At 51.0% G+C, this 15563-nt stretch carries 15 protein-coding genes; 9 read left to right on the top strand and 6 right to left on the bottom strand.

Annotated features, from left to right (window positions below; all coding sequences use genetic code 11):
* The first annotated feature begins 444 nt into the window (after window positions 1-444).
* Complete coding sequence (locus NX722_RS15440; RefSeq protein ID WP_262563727.1) at window positions 445-681, top strand: hypothetical protein; 237 nt, start codon at window positions 445-447, stop codon at window positions 679-681.
* 24 nt (window positions 682-705) lie between these two features.
* Here the strand turns inward: NX722_RS15440 and NX722_RS15445 are convergent, their stop codons facing one another.
* From NX722_RS15445 to NX722_RS15455, 3 genes are all read right to left on the bottom strand, one after another.
* Window positions 706-1557 carry a sulfurtransferase gene (locus NX722_RS15445; protein WP_262563728.1) on the bottom strand — a complete coding sequence of 284 codons (852 nt, stop codon included), beginning with the start codon at window positions 1555-1557 and terminating at the stop codon, window positions 706-708.
* An 81-nt stretch (window positions 1558-1638) separates the two neighbouring features.
* Window positions 1639-2169 (bottom strand): acyl-CoA thioesterase, encoded by a 531-nt coding sequence (locus NX722_RS15450; RefSeq protein ID WP_262563729.1) that lies wholly within the window; start codon window positions 2167-2169, stop codon window positions 1639-1641.
* Window positions 2170-2374: 205 nt separating this feature from the next.
* Window positions 2375-2710, bottom strand: coding sequence for a hypothetical protein (locus NX722_RS15455; protein ID WP_262563730.1), 336 nt, complete (start codon window positions 2708-2710; stop codon window positions 2375-2377).
* A gap of 172 nt (window positions 2711-2882) precedes the next feature.
* Between NX722_RS15455 and NX722_RS15460 the strand changes: the two genes are divergently transcribed.
* From NX722_RS15460 to NX722_RS15475, 4 genes are read left to right on the top strand one after another with little or no spacing between them, the layout of a single operon-like run.
* Complete coding sequence (locus tag NX722_RS15460; protein WP_262563731.1) at window positions 2883-3833, top strand: glycosyltransferase family 2 protein; 951 nt, start codon at window positions 2883-2885, stop codon at window positions 3831-3833.
* Between the two features lie 3 nt (window positions 3834-3836).
* The gene (locus NX722_RS15465) at window positions 3837-4202 is read left to right on the top strand and encodes a GtrA family protein (RefSeq protein WP_262563732.1); all 366 of its coding nucleotides are present in this window, start codon (window positions 3837-3839) and stop codon (window positions 4200-4202) included.
* Between the two features lie 8 nt (window positions 4203-4210).
* The gene (locus tag NX722_RS15470) at window positions 4211-5026 is read left to right on the top strand and encodes a ChbG/HpnK family deacetylase (RefSeq protein ID WP_262563733.1); all 816 of its coding nucleotides are present in this window, start codon (window positions 4211-4213) and stop codon (window positions 5024-5026) included.
* A 46-nt stretch (window positions 5027-5072) separates the two neighbouring features.
* Window positions 5073-6626 carry a glycosyltransferase family 39 protein gene (locus NX722_RS15475; RefSeq protein WP_262563734.1) on the top strand — a complete coding sequence of 518 codons (1554 nt, stop codon included), beginning with the start codon at window positions 5073-5075 and terminating at the stop codon, window positions 6624-6626.
* 102 nt (window positions 6627-6728) lie between these two features.
* On the opposite strand, the gene NX722_RS15480 is transcribed toward NX722_RS15475, so the two are convergent.
* The 3 genes from NX722_RS15480 to tadA all read right to left on the bottom strand — a co-directional run bounded on the left by NX722_RS15480 (window position 6729) and on the right by tadA (window position 12050).
* Complete coding sequence (locus tag NX722_RS15480; RefSeq protein ID WP_262563735.1) at window positions 6729-7199, bottom strand: outer membrane lipoprotein; 471 nt, start codon at window positions 7197-7199, stop codon at window positions 6729-6731.
* Between the two features lie 180 nt (window positions 7200-7379).
* Window positions 7380-11297: a phosphoribosylformylglycinamidine synthase gene (gene purL, locus NX722_RS15485; RefSeq protein WP_262563737.1), complete on the bottom strand. Its 3918-nt coding sequence runs from the start codon at window positions 11295-11297 to the stop codon at window positions 7380-7382.
* Between the two features lie 183 nt (window positions 11298-11480).
* Window positions 11481-12050 carry a tRNA adenosine(34) deaminase TadA gene (tadA, locus tag NX722_RS15490; protein ID WP_262563738.1) on the bottom strand — a complete coding sequence of 190 codons (570 nt, stop codon included), beginning with the start codon at window positions 12048-12050 and terminating at the stop codon, window positions 11481-11483.
* 320 nt (window positions 12051-12370) lie between these two features.
* Here tadA and NX722_RS15495 point away from each other — a divergent pair, with 320 nt between their 5' ends.
* The 4 genes from NX722_RS15495 (at window position 12371) to NX722_RS15510 (ending at window position 15562) form a co-directional block, all read left to right on the top strand.
* Entirely contained in the window at window positions 12371-12859 is a 489-nt protein-coding gene (locus NX722_RS15495) for a type III secretion system chaperone (protein WP_262563739.1), read from the top strand.
* Window positions 12860-12950: 91 nt separating this feature from the next.
* Window positions 12951-14282, top strand: coding sequence for a type III secretion system ATPase SctN (gene sctN / locus NX722_RS15500; RefSeq protein WP_262563740.1), 1332 nt, complete (start codon window positions 12951-12953; stop codon window positions 14280-14282).
* Window positions 14283-14291: 9 nt separating this feature from the next.
* Window positions 14292-14753, top strand: a complete 462-nt coding sequence (gene sctO / locus NX722_RS15505; protein WP_262563741.1) for a type III secretion protein — start codon at window positions 14292-14294, stop codon at window positions 14751-14753.
* 71 nt (window positions 14754-14824) lie between these two features.
* Window positions 14825-15562: a type III secretion HpaP family protein gene (locus NX722_RS15510; RefSeq protein ID WP_262563742.1), complete on the top strand. Its 738-nt coding sequence runs from the start codon at window positions 14825-14827 to the stop codon at window positions 15560-15562.
* Window position 15563: the final 1 nt, after the last annotated feature.

Here is a 15563-nt window from a genome sequence, read left to right on the forward strand (position 1 = left end):
ATGAAAAAGATTACTAAAGTACCAATTTCAAATCCGTGCTTTACACAGAAAAAAATCACTGTTATACAGTGCATTACGAACCCAGCTAAGCAGTTTTACCTAAAGTGATTTTCCATCTATCTATGATCAGAGCCACGATGAAACGCACCATGATTATGCGATGCGGGGTCTGTTGTGGATAGCTGAAAGGCACAGAACAGGCCCCCGCATCGAAAACGATCCGGGGGCTTTTTTTCGGGTAAAAAAACCTTGCAGACTTTTTCAGCAAGGGAACCGGTGCAAAGTTAACAATCACCATGTGCAGATAATGCCGTTAATTCAGAACAAGCCAGTGTGACAAGGCCTGATTAACAGCATTTTCACAGACACAGCCATGAGCGAAAAATACGGTTTTCGTCACCTCTGGCGATGAAAATTGCATTTTCATAGTAAAAGGACAAGACAGTGAGTTATCTGAAACTGAGACTGGTCACCACAGGCAGCCTCGGCAACCTGGAAAAGGTTCTTCATTCCGACACCAGCTATGAACTGAAAATCAACCATTTATCGGCGGAACACAATATCGACCGTGACCACTATGAAGTAGAAATGTGTGTCTCCGGTTTTCAGACTCAGGATCAAGTCATCATGAAGCTGGCGAGTGAAAAAGAGATTCGTGAACTGACACCACTGCGCCGGTAACGACCACCATGGACATCAGAGAATTTATCCCTGATGTCCATGGAACGCTGCAACCGGGCGAGTCTCATCAGTGATCCATTCACTCCATGATCCCGGATAAAGTTTTGCCCCCGGCAGCCCGGCATACTCCATTGCCAATAGATTGTGGCACGCCGTAACGCCCGACCCACAATAGAAAACCGGCTTCAAGCCAGCAGGTAACAAGGCGTTAAAGGCCTGTCTGAGTGACTCTGCCGCAAGGAAGCGCCCTTCATCATCCATATTATCTGAAAACGGATGACACAGAGCCCCGGGAATATGCCCGGCTCTGGCATCAATGGGTTCAGACTCTCCTGCAAAACGCTCATAAGAGCGTGCATCCACAAGGCTAAAACAAGGGTCATCAAGCTGGCTGAGAATGTCCTGTGCAGAAACAGTGTTATCGTCGTTTAATTGGCTGATAAAGTGACTGATGTGGATCTTTGGCAGTTCTGAAGTCAGCGGATACCGACCTGCGAGCCAGGCTTTAAAGCCTCCATGAAGAACACTGACATGCTGCACACCAATCCAGCGCAGCTGCCACCAGGCCCTTGCGGCCATGGCATGACCGCCATCGTCATACACAACAACATGAGTATCGTCGTCAATCCCCCAGGAACGAACTCTTTCTACAAAAACATCGGGTTCAGGCAACGGGTGCCGTCCTGTTTTTCCAGGGATAATATCGCCTGACAGATCGTCTTCCAGATCGGCATAACAGGCACCCGGCAAATGGCTCTGGCTATAGAGAGAATGTCCCGCAGAGGGATTGGCAAGGTCATAACGGGCATCAATGATGATAATGCGCTCATTATTGAGCAGCGTAGCCAGGACTTCTGGCTCTATGAGTGGCGACATAACTATCCCATCAAATGCTGAATTAATGAGAGAATATCACGGGCAGAAGGAACACAACAACGACGCCTCAGCTCAGTCAACTTAAGGCTCTGGTGGCCAGGGCCGCAGCGTGTCCCCTGCAACCCAGGAGCTGACCCATTCAGGCAATTCTGTCTCCCACTGCTCCAGCCCCATTTCATCCAGAACCTTATGAGTTGGAACACTCCCGCTTTTACTGGTCACCGCTGTTCGCAGCAAGACTGACGAAGCTGGTTGTCCCTTAACCCACATAGACTGGGCAACGTAAGTCCATCGGTCATCTATCCCAACCAGCTGAGTCCGTATGGTGACCCGGTCAAACATTCTGACCCGTCGGCGGTAACGCACTGAGCTGCCCGCCACCGCAAAGCCCCAGCGGTTGCGTCGCAAGACCTCAGACAGACCTGTGCGAATAGACAGATCGAACCGGCCAATATCATATAAAGTCAGCATCCGTCCATTATTGACCTCCATAAACATATCCAGATCCCACGGACGACAGCGAAAGGTGGTCTCACAGAGATCATTGATAGAAATGGGTGAAGAAAATCTGGCTTTAATGCTGGACGTCAATAGACGTATAAGAGGGTACATAAATTCTTTTTCGGTGAAACAAAAAAATAACCCGCCAAATCCCTGGCAGGTTGTATCACGTCCTTGTGATAAATGCTGTCCTTGCATTTACAAGATAACAACACCGGGACAGCGCCAGCTATAGGCAGATTGCGGCATTTACTGTAAGACATATCCTACATCCTTCTTTTTCAGCTCTCTTTTCAGAAGAGCGGTCTTCAGCAAACTATTGTGTGAGCCTACCGGACTTATCCACCACCTGATTATCAATAATGACTTTTTCAGAGAGGATATTTGAAATTTCATCAGTATCCCCTGTGCCATTTTCAATCACAATTCGGGTAATGGCTCCCGCATTATCGTCTGCGTCAAAATCATAATCTTCTGGGAAAACCGGCTCAACGCCAACCGGCTCTGGAAAAATCATGGCTTCCTCAATAATGGCTTCTGTCGGCAGCTCCGTCACAGACTCTTTTGTCTCACCGGGCAGTAGAAACAGTCCCGTCACAATTGCGCCGATGCCCACTGCCAGAGCTGCGCCCCAAAGCACTTCCTTTCTCATATCAAACCTCAAAGCCGAAAATATGGCGATAACCCTATAGCCTTGCCATAGTAGGGCTACAGGGTTATGTAGTCAGGGTTTACAACAATAACCGCTTATAACCATAACCGGTTATAATGCCTGTTTAATTGATCTGCCACCAACAATTATTGAAAGAATTGCCGGAGCCCTGATGACCGACAACACTTCCTTCAGCCTGAGCTGCGTCGTCCCCGTTTTTAACGAAGGACCGGTCATTGCAGAGTTTCTTGAGGCTTTGCAGCCGCGTCTGCAGGAAATCACGCCAAACTATGAAATCATCGTGGTGGATGATGGCAGTCAGGATAACACCGTTCAGCTGGTAGAAAACTACTGCGACGGCCAGCATATCAAACTGATTGAACTGTCCCGGAACTTTGGCAAGGAAACCGCTCTGACGGCAGGTATTGACGCTGCGGAGAGTGATGCGGTTATTCTGATTGATGCTGACTTCCAGCACCCGCTGGATATGCTGCAGGTTTTTGTCGATCACTGGCGTCAGGGCTATCAGATGGTTTATGGCGTACGTCAAAGCCGTCACAGTGAATCTTACCTTAAGAAAAAAGGCGCTCAGTTTTTCTATCAGATAATGCACCATAGTACAGGTATTAATGTACCTGCCCACGCCGGTGACTTCCGCCTGATGGATCGGGTGGTGGTTGAAGCACTCAAATCCATGCCTGAACGCAACCGTTTTATGAAAGGTATCTACGCCTGGGTTGGCTATAAAACCATAGGACTGCCGTTTGAGGTTCAGGATCGAAAGGCGGGAGAATCCGGCTGGGGCTTTGCGAAACTGGCCAGTCTGGCTATTTCGGGCATTACGGCGTTTACCACCCTGCCCCTGCGTATTGTCGGCGGACTGGGGCTGCTGATTTCCATGGTTTCGATGCTTTATGCCTTTTTCATCATATTTAAAACCCTGTTCCTCGGTGCACCTTTGCCTGGCTGGCCAACGGTTGTTGTTGCCATTACCTTTATCGGAGGCATACAGTTATTGTCTCTCTGGGTGCTGGGTGAATACATCTCGGGGATATTTAACGAAGTCAAACAAAGACCGAAATACCTGATTCAACGCCAGCTCGGTTTTAATAAAAAACAGTAATTTATGCAAATTATCAAATTCATCGCGGTGGGTGGACTGGCAGCGCTGGTCCACCTTTCTTCTCTGTGGCTGATGGTTAACTTTCTCGCCCTTGATCCTGTTATCGCCAATGCCCTGGCCTTTATTGGTGCCTTTATTGTCAGTTTTACAGGCCAGAGCCTGTGGACATTTAATCACAAGTCCCATGACCACAATACAGCCCTGCGGTACTTGATGATCCAGTTGCTTTGCAGCTTTATCCTTAACCAGGCGTTGTACACATTGCTGGTGCTGTATACACCTCTGCATTATATGGCAGCCAGTTTTATTGTCCTGATTACGATTCCTGTCATCACCTTTACTCTCAGCAAATATTGGGCATTCCGATGACGCATCCTATGAAACAAGTGACCCTGTGCGCTGATGATTATGGTATGCACCCCCGGGTGTCGGGAGCGATTGTCGAGCTGATTCAACAGCAACGAATTCAGGCCACCAGCTGTCTGGTGACATCCCCGTTCTGGCAAGCGTCAGCCCGGTCCATTGCCGGCATCCGGGCTCAGGCTGATATTGGTCTGCACCTTAACTTTACCGAGGGCAGCGGGCTCAGCAGTACGTTCGCTAACGGCCTTCCCGGCCTTGGTAAAATGCTGGCAATTAGCCAGTTAAGACTTCTGAACTCAGCGAACCTGACCGAAGAAATCAAAGCGCAGTTTGAAGCCTTTACATCAGCCACGGGTTTTTTCCCCGACTTCCTGGATGGTCATCAACATGTACACCACCTGCCACAGGTTCGTGACGCTCTGTTAAAGGTTCTTGCCGATTATTCACTGCCGGACAGTTTCTGGGTTCGCAGTGTTCACCCAATGTGTTCCAACACCTCAAACATAAAAACCCGGGTGATTGTACACAGTGGTGCCAGAGCCTTTCGCAGGCAACTGCAAACCCACCGGATTCATCACAATCAGGCATTTGCCGGTGTCTATTCATTAGGTCCGAACCAGCCGTTCCGGCACTATATGAAACACTGGCTGAGCCATTTAAAAAACTCCGGGCTGATAATGTGCCACCCTGCACTACCGGCAGCCTCCAATACGATTGACCACGCAGAAGCCAGACTTCAGGAATACAGCTACCTCAAAAGCGCCGACTTTGTTTCTGACTGCACTGCAAACACAGTTAAACTCGTAAGGCTTTCTGAAAGCGCTGCCTAAACAACTATGACAACTATGACAACTGAAATAAACATTACGAAAAGCCATGGATGACCTGCAGAACAATACCAACAACACCTCCGAATCTCTGAAACACCCTCTGCGCTGGCTCAGCCTCCTCTGCCTGTTCCAGTTAACGTTTTGGACACTGGCCCCCAACTGGGTTCGGCACTCCCTGAATTCTGACACCCTGGAAGGGATCGCCTGGGGCAACCTGTGGCAGTGGGGTTATGACAAACATCCGCCTCTGGCAGCCTGGATAACGGCACTGTTTGCCAATTTAAGTGACACTTCAGACCTGCCGGTGTATTTCCTTGCACAGTTATCCATCGTTATTGTATTTATCGCTGTCTGGCGTCTTGCCAGAGAGTACCTGCCGGGCCAGGGGGCTCTGCTGGCTGTCTTCCTGCTGCAAGGTGTCTTGTTTTACAGCAACCGGGTCGAGCGGGTGACGCCCGATACGATTCAGGGGCCGGTCTGGGCATTGCTGGCCTTAACGTTTTATTTCGCCGTTACCCGTGAGTCCCTGAAATACTGGCTGTTAACGGGTGTACTGGCCGGTCTGGCGGTTCTTGCCAAATATCAGGTTGCGGTTTTATTTTTGCCGCTACTGATCGTTCTTCTGATCACCCGGGAAGGCCAGAAAAGCCTGAAAACTGCAGGTCCCTGGCTGGGAGCCATTGTAGCGACACTGATCGTTCTGCCTCATCTGCAATGGCTGATGGAGAATAACTTTGCAGCGGTCTGTTATCTCGAAGAAATGTACGTTGACAACCCGGACAACCAGCATGGCTCCGGCTGGGCCGATCGTTTTTATTACCCTCTGTCATTCACTGTCAACAGTTTCAACAACATTCTTCCTATGTTGCTGTTGTGCATACCGCTTTTCCGGGCAAAAAAACTCAACATTCAATACGGTTCATTTAAAACCCTGTTCCTGACCGCCATTGCCCTGGGACCTTTTGTGCTCTCAATAGTGTTTGGTCTGATGACAGGCGAGAAGCTTATTCCACGGTGGGCGACGCCCTACTTTGCCTGGCTGCCGCTGTTCATTCTGGTGACGCTGAAACCGGAAATCACCTATAAACGGTTTCGTACCCTGGCCATTTGCTGTCTGGCACTGGGAATGACTACTTGTGCATTAAGAACGGGCTTCCAGTATTACAAACCTCTGCAAAAAGAGAGGTACTGGGAATCCGATGAATACATGCCTGCCCGTGAAGAAATGGCTTACGCTGAAAAACTCTGGCAGCAGCACCACACCTACCCGATGCCTTATCTGGGTGGCCTTCATTATCACATTGCAGAACTGATTCCTTACAGCAAGACCGACCCCATTCCTTTCTTTGGCCTGAATCCGGCTGAAAGCCTATGGATGGACGTTAAAGACTTCCACCGCCGGGGAGGAATGATTCTTATACGCCATGGCAGAAGAAATACCGGCAAAGTGCAACAGCGCCTGAAAGACCATTACCCTGACGCTGTCTATATAGGCAGCCACAGCTTCAAGCCGGTCAGCCGACTAAATGTTGATCCACCGATTGAGTTCAAGACGGATTACTACCTGCTCGAACCCCGGACTGCTCCACAAAACCGCTAACAAAAAAAGCCGCGCCTTTACTTCAGGCGCGGCTTTTTTATTCGGGCTACGGACTTCGGGCTACGGACTACGGGCTACGGGCTACGGACAGCGAAAAGCGAACTACTGAACACGAACCACCCGACTGGTTGTCCCCTGGGTCAGCACCTTCACACGATCCCCCGCATTAAAAGGCGCTGCCGGATCATGCTGCTGAACGACAGACACATAGGAACCATCTTCCAGGCGCACGGTGATTTCAACGCCTTGTTTCTCGGTCAGCTTCTTCTCAGCCATATGACCGAGGACGCCCCCGGCGACAGCACCGGCAATACCGCCAATGATGCCTTCGTTGCGCCCACCAATCTGGGAGCCGAGTACCGCACCGGTTGCACCACCAGCCAAGGTGCCGATCTCGCCTTCTGTACCCTCAAGCTTTACAAACCGTGCTTCCGCGACCGTACCAAAACGTACGATCTGCATCTGCCGGGCTTCACTGCTGGAATAGGTCGTACCCGTCAAATCGGACATACACCCGGTCAGGGAGACAGCTATAAGAACGGCAAGGCCTGCCTGTTTGATTTTGTTGGTCATTAATGTCTACTCCTGCGTTATCTTTTATTACCAGTGTATCCAAGGGTCTGACAGCTGTGTTTTAAAAGCTGTAATTTTTTAAAAAAAAAGGAGCCGCTTTTTTCAAAGCCAGCTCCTTTGCTTATCGGTTTGGACTCCCTGAAAGGCAGGGAGTTCCTTAACTCTTTAGTCAACCCACTTTTAATCCACCCAGGTTCGCGCATTGCGGAACATTCGCATCCAGGGTGCATCATCCTGCCAGTTATCAGGGTGCCAGCTGTTCTGAACGGTTCTGAACACTCGCTCAGGGTGAGGCATCATGATCGTTACACGGCCATCGGCAGAGGTCAGGCCGGTAATGCCCTTAGGAGAGCCATTGGGATTATACGGATAACGTTCAGTGACCCGACCCTGATTATCCACATAGCGCAGAGCCAGCTGACCCGCTTCCTGCAATCGCTCAATATGATCAGGCTTACCGAATTCGGCATGCCCTTCACCATGAGCTACAGCTATCGGCATACGGGCACCTTCCATGCCACGCAGGAAGATGGAATTGTTCTTCTGCACCTCAACCATGGCGACCCGGGCTTCAAACTGCTCGGACTGGTTGCGGACAAAATGAGGCCACAGGTCAGCACCGGGGATCAGCTCATGGAGGTTAGATAACATCTGACAACCGTTACATACACCCAGAGTAAAACTGTCTTTCCGATCAAAAAAGGCAGCAAACTGCTCACGTCCGAGCGGATTAAACAGGATGGATTTAGCCCAGCCTTCACCCGCACCGAGTACATCTCCGTAAGAGAAGCCGCCACAAGCCACCAAACCTCTGAACTCGTCCAGCTGGCGGCGACCGCTGAGGATGTCACTCATGTGAACATCAACAGCGGTAAAGCCTGCTTTATCAAAGGCTGCTGCCATTTCCACATGACCGTTGACACCCTGCTCCCTCAGAATAGCGACCTGAGGGCGAACTCCCGTGGCAATAAAAGGTGCTGCAACATCATTGTTGATATCAAACGGCAGGGAAGCATGCAGGCCACTGTCCCTGTCGTCCAGCAGATTATCGAACTCCTGACGGGCGCATTCCGGATTATCGCGCAGAGCCTGGATGCGATAGCTGGTTTCTGCCCACCAGCGCTGATATTTCACACGGCTTTCAGAGATCAGAGTCTCGTCTTTGAACAGCAGGTTCACACGCTGGTCATCACGAAGGGTACCAATCGTGTGAGTGCAGTCGCCCAGGCCGGCTGCCGCAAGAATATCCTTAACCCGGCCTTTATCTTCCGCACGAACCTGCAGCACCGCACCCAGTTCTTCGTTGAACAGTGCAGGCAGGATTTCGTCAACGGACTGAGCTATTTTTTCCAGATGAATGTCCATACCGGCACGACCGGCAAAGGCCATTTCAGCCAGAGTCGCAAACAGACCGCCGTCAGCACGGTCGTGATAAGCCAGCAATAAATCCTGTTCCATCAGGATTTGAACGGCGTTGAAGAAGCCTTTCAGGTCAGCAGCTGAATCAACATCAGCGGCATCATCACCAATCTGCGCAAATACCTGAGCCAGCGCTGAACCGCCGAGTCGATTCTTACCGCGACCAAGGTCAATCAGCAGCAGGCGGGTGTCCCCCTTGTCCAGACGCAACTGAGGCGTGACCGTTTTGCGAACATCAGTGACCGGAGCGAAGGCTGAAATCACCAGAGACAATGGCGATGTCACGCTCTTGTCTTTATCGCCGTCTTTCCAGCTGGTACGCATGGACATGGAGTCTTTACCCACAGGAATGGCAACACCCAGCTCAGGACACAGCTCTATCCCCACTGCTTTTACGGTTTCATACAGCTTTTCGTCTTCGCCCGGGTGTCCCGCTGGTGCCATCCAGTTGGCGGACAGTTTGATATCACCCAGTTTTTCAATTCGGGCAGAAGCAATGTTGGTAATCGCTTCACCTATAGCCATTCGACCAGAAGCCGGGCCATCAATAATGGCTACGGGAGTTCGCTCTCCCATGGACATGGCTTCACCGGTAAAGGTGTCAAACGAGGTCGTCGTTACCGCACAGTTGGCAACCGGCACCTGCCAGGGTCCCACCATCTGGTCACGGGCAACCTGACCGGTAACGGTTCGGTCACCGATGGTGATCAGAAAACTCTTGCTGGCCACAGAAGGCAGCTTCAGAACACGTTCGCTGGCTTCTTCCAGGGTAATGCCGCTCAGGTCAATGGCATCCTGTTTAACAGCAGCGGATTCCACATCCCTGTGCATACGGGGTGGTTTACCCAACAGAACATCCAGAGGCATATCTACCGGATTATTGTCAAAGTGAGAATCCTCAACCAGCAGGTGTTTTTCTTCGGTGGCTTCACCCACTACCGCATAAAGGCAGCGTTCGCGCTGACAGATGGCTTCAAACAGCTCCATATTTTCCGGAGCCACCGCCATCACATAACGTTCCTGAGATTCGTTGCACCACAGCGCCAGAGGGGACATACCCGGTTCGTCGTTCAGAATGTTCCGCATCTGGAAACGACCGCCCCGGTCACCATCACTGACCAGTTCCGGCAGAGCATTGGACAGACCACCCGCACCCACATCATGGATAAAGGCAATGGGGTTGTCGTCACCCAGCTGCCAGCACTGATCGATCACTTCCTGACAGCGGCGTTCCATTTCCGGGTTATCACGCTGCACACTGGCAAAATCCAGGTCTTCCTGTCCCTCACCAGAGGTCATTGAGGAAGCGGCCCCACCGCCCAGGCCAATCTGCATGGCCGGACCACCCAGAACAATCAGTTTGGCACCCACAGGGATTTCACCCTTTTCCACATGATCAGCGCGGATATTACCCAGACCACCAGCCAGCATAATGGGCTTATGGTAGCCACGCACTTCTTCGCCAGTGGCTGCTTTGGCTGACTGTTCGTAGGTACGAAAGTAACCACACAGGTTCGGACGACCAAATTCATTGTTAAAACCCGCACCGCCCAGTGGACCCTCAATCATGATATCCAGGGCCGATACGATCCGGTCAGGCTTGCCATAGCCTTTTTCCCATGGCTGTTTGTAGCCGGGAATATTCAGGTTGGAAACGGTAAAACCGGTCAGGCCCGCTTTAGGTTTGGAGCCTCGCCCCGTCGCACCTTCGTCACGAATTTCACCACCCGAGCCGGTTGCTGCACCGGCCCAGGGGGCAATGGCAGTAGGGTGGTTGTGAGTTTCTACTTTCATCAGGATATGGATGTCTTCCTGATGGTAGTCGTAGGCTTTGGTTTCAGAGTTCGGAAAGAAGCGCCCGGCTTTAGAACCTTTAATAACGGAAGCATTGTCTTTATAGGCAGACAGCACACCCTCACTATTCATAGCGTGGGTGTTGCGAATCATCTGAAACAGGGAGTGATCCTGCTTCTGTCCGTCGATGGTCCAGGAGGCATTGAAAATCTTATGGCGACAATGTTCAGAGTTTGCCTGGGCAAACATCATCAGTTCCACATCGGTCGGGTTTCGTTCCAGCTTTCTATAGCTCTCGAGCAGATAATCAATCTCATCGTCTGCCAGCGCCAGTCCCAGTGACTGGTTCGCCTGTTCCAGAGCCTTTCTGTCCCCATCAAGAATGTCTACGGCAGTCAGAGGAGCGGGTTCGGATTCTGCAAACAGGGATTCGGCAGCTTCCAGGTTATTCAGTACCGCTTCCGTCATTCGGTCATGAATCAGCCCACCAGCTTTCTGAACCTGCAACTCACTCAGCCCTTCTTCAGCGGTAATGTAATAGGCGACACCACGCTCAATACGCTGAATTTTGTTCAGGCCACAGTTATGGGCAATATCAGATGCCTTACTGGACCACGGGGAAATAGTGCCGGGACGGGGAACAACCAGTAGCAGTGTTTCAGTGTAGGTACTTTTGTGCAAACTCTTGGTTGTCTGCCGGGGACCATAGGTCAACAGTTGTTCGAGAACTGCCAGTTCCTGTTCAGACAGCGCCTCACTGCTCTGAATGAAGTGTTGGTAGTCAGCAAAGACCCCCGACACTTCCGGAATAGCGTTTTGTAAGGTTTCCAGCAATTTTTTGCTGCGAAACGGAGAAAGAGCGGGAGCACCACGCAATATCAGCATGCTTTTACCGTAAAAATACAGTTTATGAAGCTGAAAGCTCGCCACAAACAGCCTGTTCACTGCCTATGACACACTTTTCAGCAGAACTCAGGGGGATCAAGGCGGCTATGATAATCGAAACTGAGGTACGGAAACCAGTCATGGAAAATACACATAACTGCTTATTCCTGCTCCGGGCAGTCGCTAACATAACCGCAAACGTTTCCTTTCTTCTTTCTTCTGCCGCCGTCGTTCCCTGAAAAAAGCCGACATCATTTCGCTGCATTCATCCTGTAATACACCCTGGGTCACTTCCACCCGGTAATTCATCTGGGGCTGATCCAGCACCTGTGTGACACTGACAACAGCACCAGACTTGGGCTCACAGGCACCAAAGATTACCCTGCGAATGCGGCTATGAATAATAGCACCTGCGCACATGGTGCAGGGTTCAAGAGTGACATACAGGTCGCAATCCACCAGCCGGTAGTTACCCAACGCTCTGGCCGCCTGCTGCAAAACCAGAATCTCGGCATGGGCCACCGGATTACACCCGGAAATAGGCTGATTATGGGCGCGGGCAATGATTTCACCGTTATGAACAATTACAGCCCCTACCGGTACTTCCTGTTTTTCCCAGCCCTTGTAAGCCTCAGACAGGGCTTCCTGCATCCAGACACTATCTGTATTTTCACTGGCACTTTTGCCGGTACTCGTTGTGCCGCTACTGGTTTTGCCGCTACTCGTTTTGCCGCTATCAGTTTTTCCTAACACCCGTCTCAATGCCCTGTATTTGGCTCAGTCAATTAACAACAGGGCAGTATACAACGAAAACACGGCAGACCGGGGACACCTGTCAAATCGACGACAGCGCCAGTGTTCGCAAAAAACTTTACAGCCGGCTATTAATTTTACCGGCACCCGACCGATGCCCATTATTACGGTTCTGTAACTGCTGTGAATCAAGAGAACACCGGGAATGAAAATTAGTTGTTAAATCCTCTACGCTCTTGGCAACAGCCATATATACTGAATGAAAGAAGTTTTTCTTATTCCAGATTTGATGACTTGATACCAGCGGAGGGTAGGGTCAAATGTCTTACAAGCAGAACGTCGAAGAGAATCTGCAGCATTTTGCCGAGAGCATTGGCCTTGGTGAACTCAGTCTGAACGAACATGACGCCTGCGGCCTCTGTTTCGATGACACTCTTATCGTGAATATGGAGTACCTCGAAGAAGACGAAGCTCTGGTCTTTGTTTCCTCGGTTAAACCCATGGACGCCCACGACGATGCCCGCACCCAGCTGTTCGAAAAACTGCTCTCCCTGAATCTCCAGCATCACAGCATGCAGGGCGCTTTCGTTGCCCTGAACCATGACAAAACGGAAGTTCTGTTGATTCGCTCCATGCTGGCTTCCAGCGACTACGGTAACTTTGAATCCACTCTGGAAAAATTTGTAAACACTCTGGAATGGATTGTGTCTGAAGTGGACAACGTTGACGAAAACAGTACTCCGGCAGCAGGCACCTCTGCACCACAGCCTGGCCCGGGCGGTCCCGGCGACATGGGCATGATGGTCTAATGAAACAGGGTGTTGAAAAAGGGCTTAACAGCCCTTTTTTTCTCTCTGGAAATTGTTTTCTTTAAGCAATGGATGATCAGGAGAATAAGGCTTGCCAGAAGCATTAAAGTATCTGACCGATGCCCTTGAAAGCGCTGTAGGCGGTGAGCGACTGGTGGATATTCGAGGCCGGGTGACCGAAGTACAGGGCATGATCATCAAAGCAGCCGTTCCCGGTGTCAAAATCGGTGAGCTGTGTGAGCTGATCACTCCGGGTGAAGAACAGGCCAGCTATGCAGAAGTAGTTGGCTTTCAGGGACATGAAACCGTTCTTTCTCCCATGGGTGAAATCATGGGCATCTCCTCAACCACAGAAGTGATTCCGACCGGCAAAGTTCATCATGTGGGTGTTGGCCCTCACCTGTTGGGGCATGTGCTGGATGGCATGGGCGATCCGCTGGATAAAACCGCATTCGATGATATTGAGCCAGAAACTTACTACCCGGTCTACGCCGACAGTCCGGATCCCATGACCCGCAAAATTATCGACAAACCATTGCCTCTTGGTCTTCGGGTTCTCGATGGCATCCTGACCTGTGGCGAAGGGCAGAGGATGGGCATCTTTGCCGCAGCCGGTGGTGGTAAGTCCACCCTGCTTTCGATGCTGGTCAAAGGTGCCGAAGTGGATGTCACCGTACTCGCGCTGATCGGTGAACGGGGACGGGAACTGAGAGAATTTATCGAGCACGACCTGGGACCTGAAGGCGTAAAAAAATCAGTCATCATCGTTGCAACGTCCGACAAGTCATCAATGGAACGCGCCAAAGCGGCCTATACCGCAACCGCCGTGGCGGAATATTTCAGGGATAAAGGCAAACGGGTTCTTTTGTTGATGGATTCCGTCACTCGTTTCGCCCGGGCTCAGCGTGAAATCGGACTGGCAGCGGGCGAACCGCCAACCCGCCGGGGTTTTCCTCCTTCCGTTTTTGCCACCCTGCCAAAGCTGATGGAGCGCGCGGGCATGTCCCACACAGGTTCCATTACCGCCCTCTACACCGTTCTGGTGGAAGGTGATGATATGACCGAACCTGTAGCGGACGAAACACGATCGATTCTGGATGGACACATCATCCTGTCCAGAAAGCTGGCAGCCGCTAACCATTACCCGGCTATTGATGTGCTGTCCAGTGCAAGTCGTGTTATGAACGCCATCACGCCTGAAGAACACAAAGCAGCAGCAGGGCGCTTACGGGAACTGCTGGCAAAATTTGAGGAGATTGAACTGCTGGTGAAAGTTGGGGAATACAAACAGGGCTCTGACGCCGTTGCCGATGAAGCGCTGCAGAAAATCAACAATATCCGCAACTTCCTCAAACAGCGCACCGACGAACTCACCCCCTACGATGACACCATTCAGCTGCTCAGGCAGGTGGTGGGTGTCTGAGCCTGAACCATGCTGCACGAACTACTGAAAGTTAAACAGATTCGTGAAAAGTCCGCCCACGATGAAGTCCAGAAGCGCAAATACCGCCTCGAAGAAACCCATCAAGCGGTAGAGCGTGCAAAACAAGAGTTCCATGATTATGTCCAGTGGCGCGGTAAAGAAGAGCAGCGGCTCTACGATAATATTATCAATATGGAAGTAAAACAGAACGATCTGGACCTGCTGAAACAGAAAATCGGTTTGCTGCGGGAAAAAGACGTTCTGCTGGAGCAGGCGATTGCCGAAGCCAGAAAGAAAGTCGCAGACGCCGAGGCTGCTCTTGAAGAAGCGCGGGAAGAACACGCTAAAGCGATTCAGGCAGTCCAGAAGTTTGAAGAATTTACTGCCGTCCTGGACGAAGACGCAGCCAAAGAAGCGGCTCGTCTGGAAGACCTGGAAATGGAAGAATTTACGGTCAGGCCCCGTCATTAAGGCAAAGCCGTTTCTGTCCATAAAACAGAACAACGAAAATAAAAAAGATCCTTCAGATCAGCGAGGCCATCATGGATGGAGTTAACCAAAGCAGCCAGCCACAAGCCAGTCCTCCCCCGGACTCATCAGGTAACCAGCAACAGGTAACCGAAAGGCAGGCCGACGACTTCGCCAAGAAAATGGGCAAAAAGAAAGACAGTCCCAAAACCGCAGACAAAGAAGAAATGACCCTTGAGAGCCTGCTGGCTTCCCGCAGCAAAAAAGGCTCTGATGCTGAGCGCCTGAGAGGCGAGCATGGTTCTTCCCGGCATGACAAGGGTAAACAGCATGAGGACGTCGATACCCTTTCTGCACTGACAGGCAATGAGAAGCAAGAACACCCTTTGCACACCACCCGTGAAGTTCAGGCACCAACGTCAGTCACGGACATAAAGGCCATTGATAAAGTCAGTGGTCCAAAAGAAATTAACGAAGTGATTAACAAACTGGTGGATAAGATCCACGTTTCTGCCAAGGACTCCATCAATGGTGCCGAAGTCCGTATTACCATGAAAGAAAACATCCTGCCCGGCACTGAAATTCGCATTCAGCGTATGGGGGGGGAGCTGACCGTCACCATGAATACCACGTCAGCAGACACCCATAACTTTCTGGCGGTGAATGAATCTTCTCTGCTGAAAAGCCTGAATGAACGCTTTGGCGACAAGGTGCAGGTTAACATCAATATGTCCGGCGGTGACCAGCCCGGAGACGGGCGCTCCCGGGAGCAGTATGAGGGAGAGCAGGAGCAGGATGATAACGAAGGCTGAC

It is taken from the genome of Endozoicomonas gorgoniicola (genome assembly GCF_025562715.2).
GTDB classification, from domain to species: Bacteria; Pseudomonadota; Gammaproteobacteria; order Pseudomonadales; family Endozoicomonadaceae; genus Endozoicomonas_A; species Endozoicomonas_A gorgoniicola.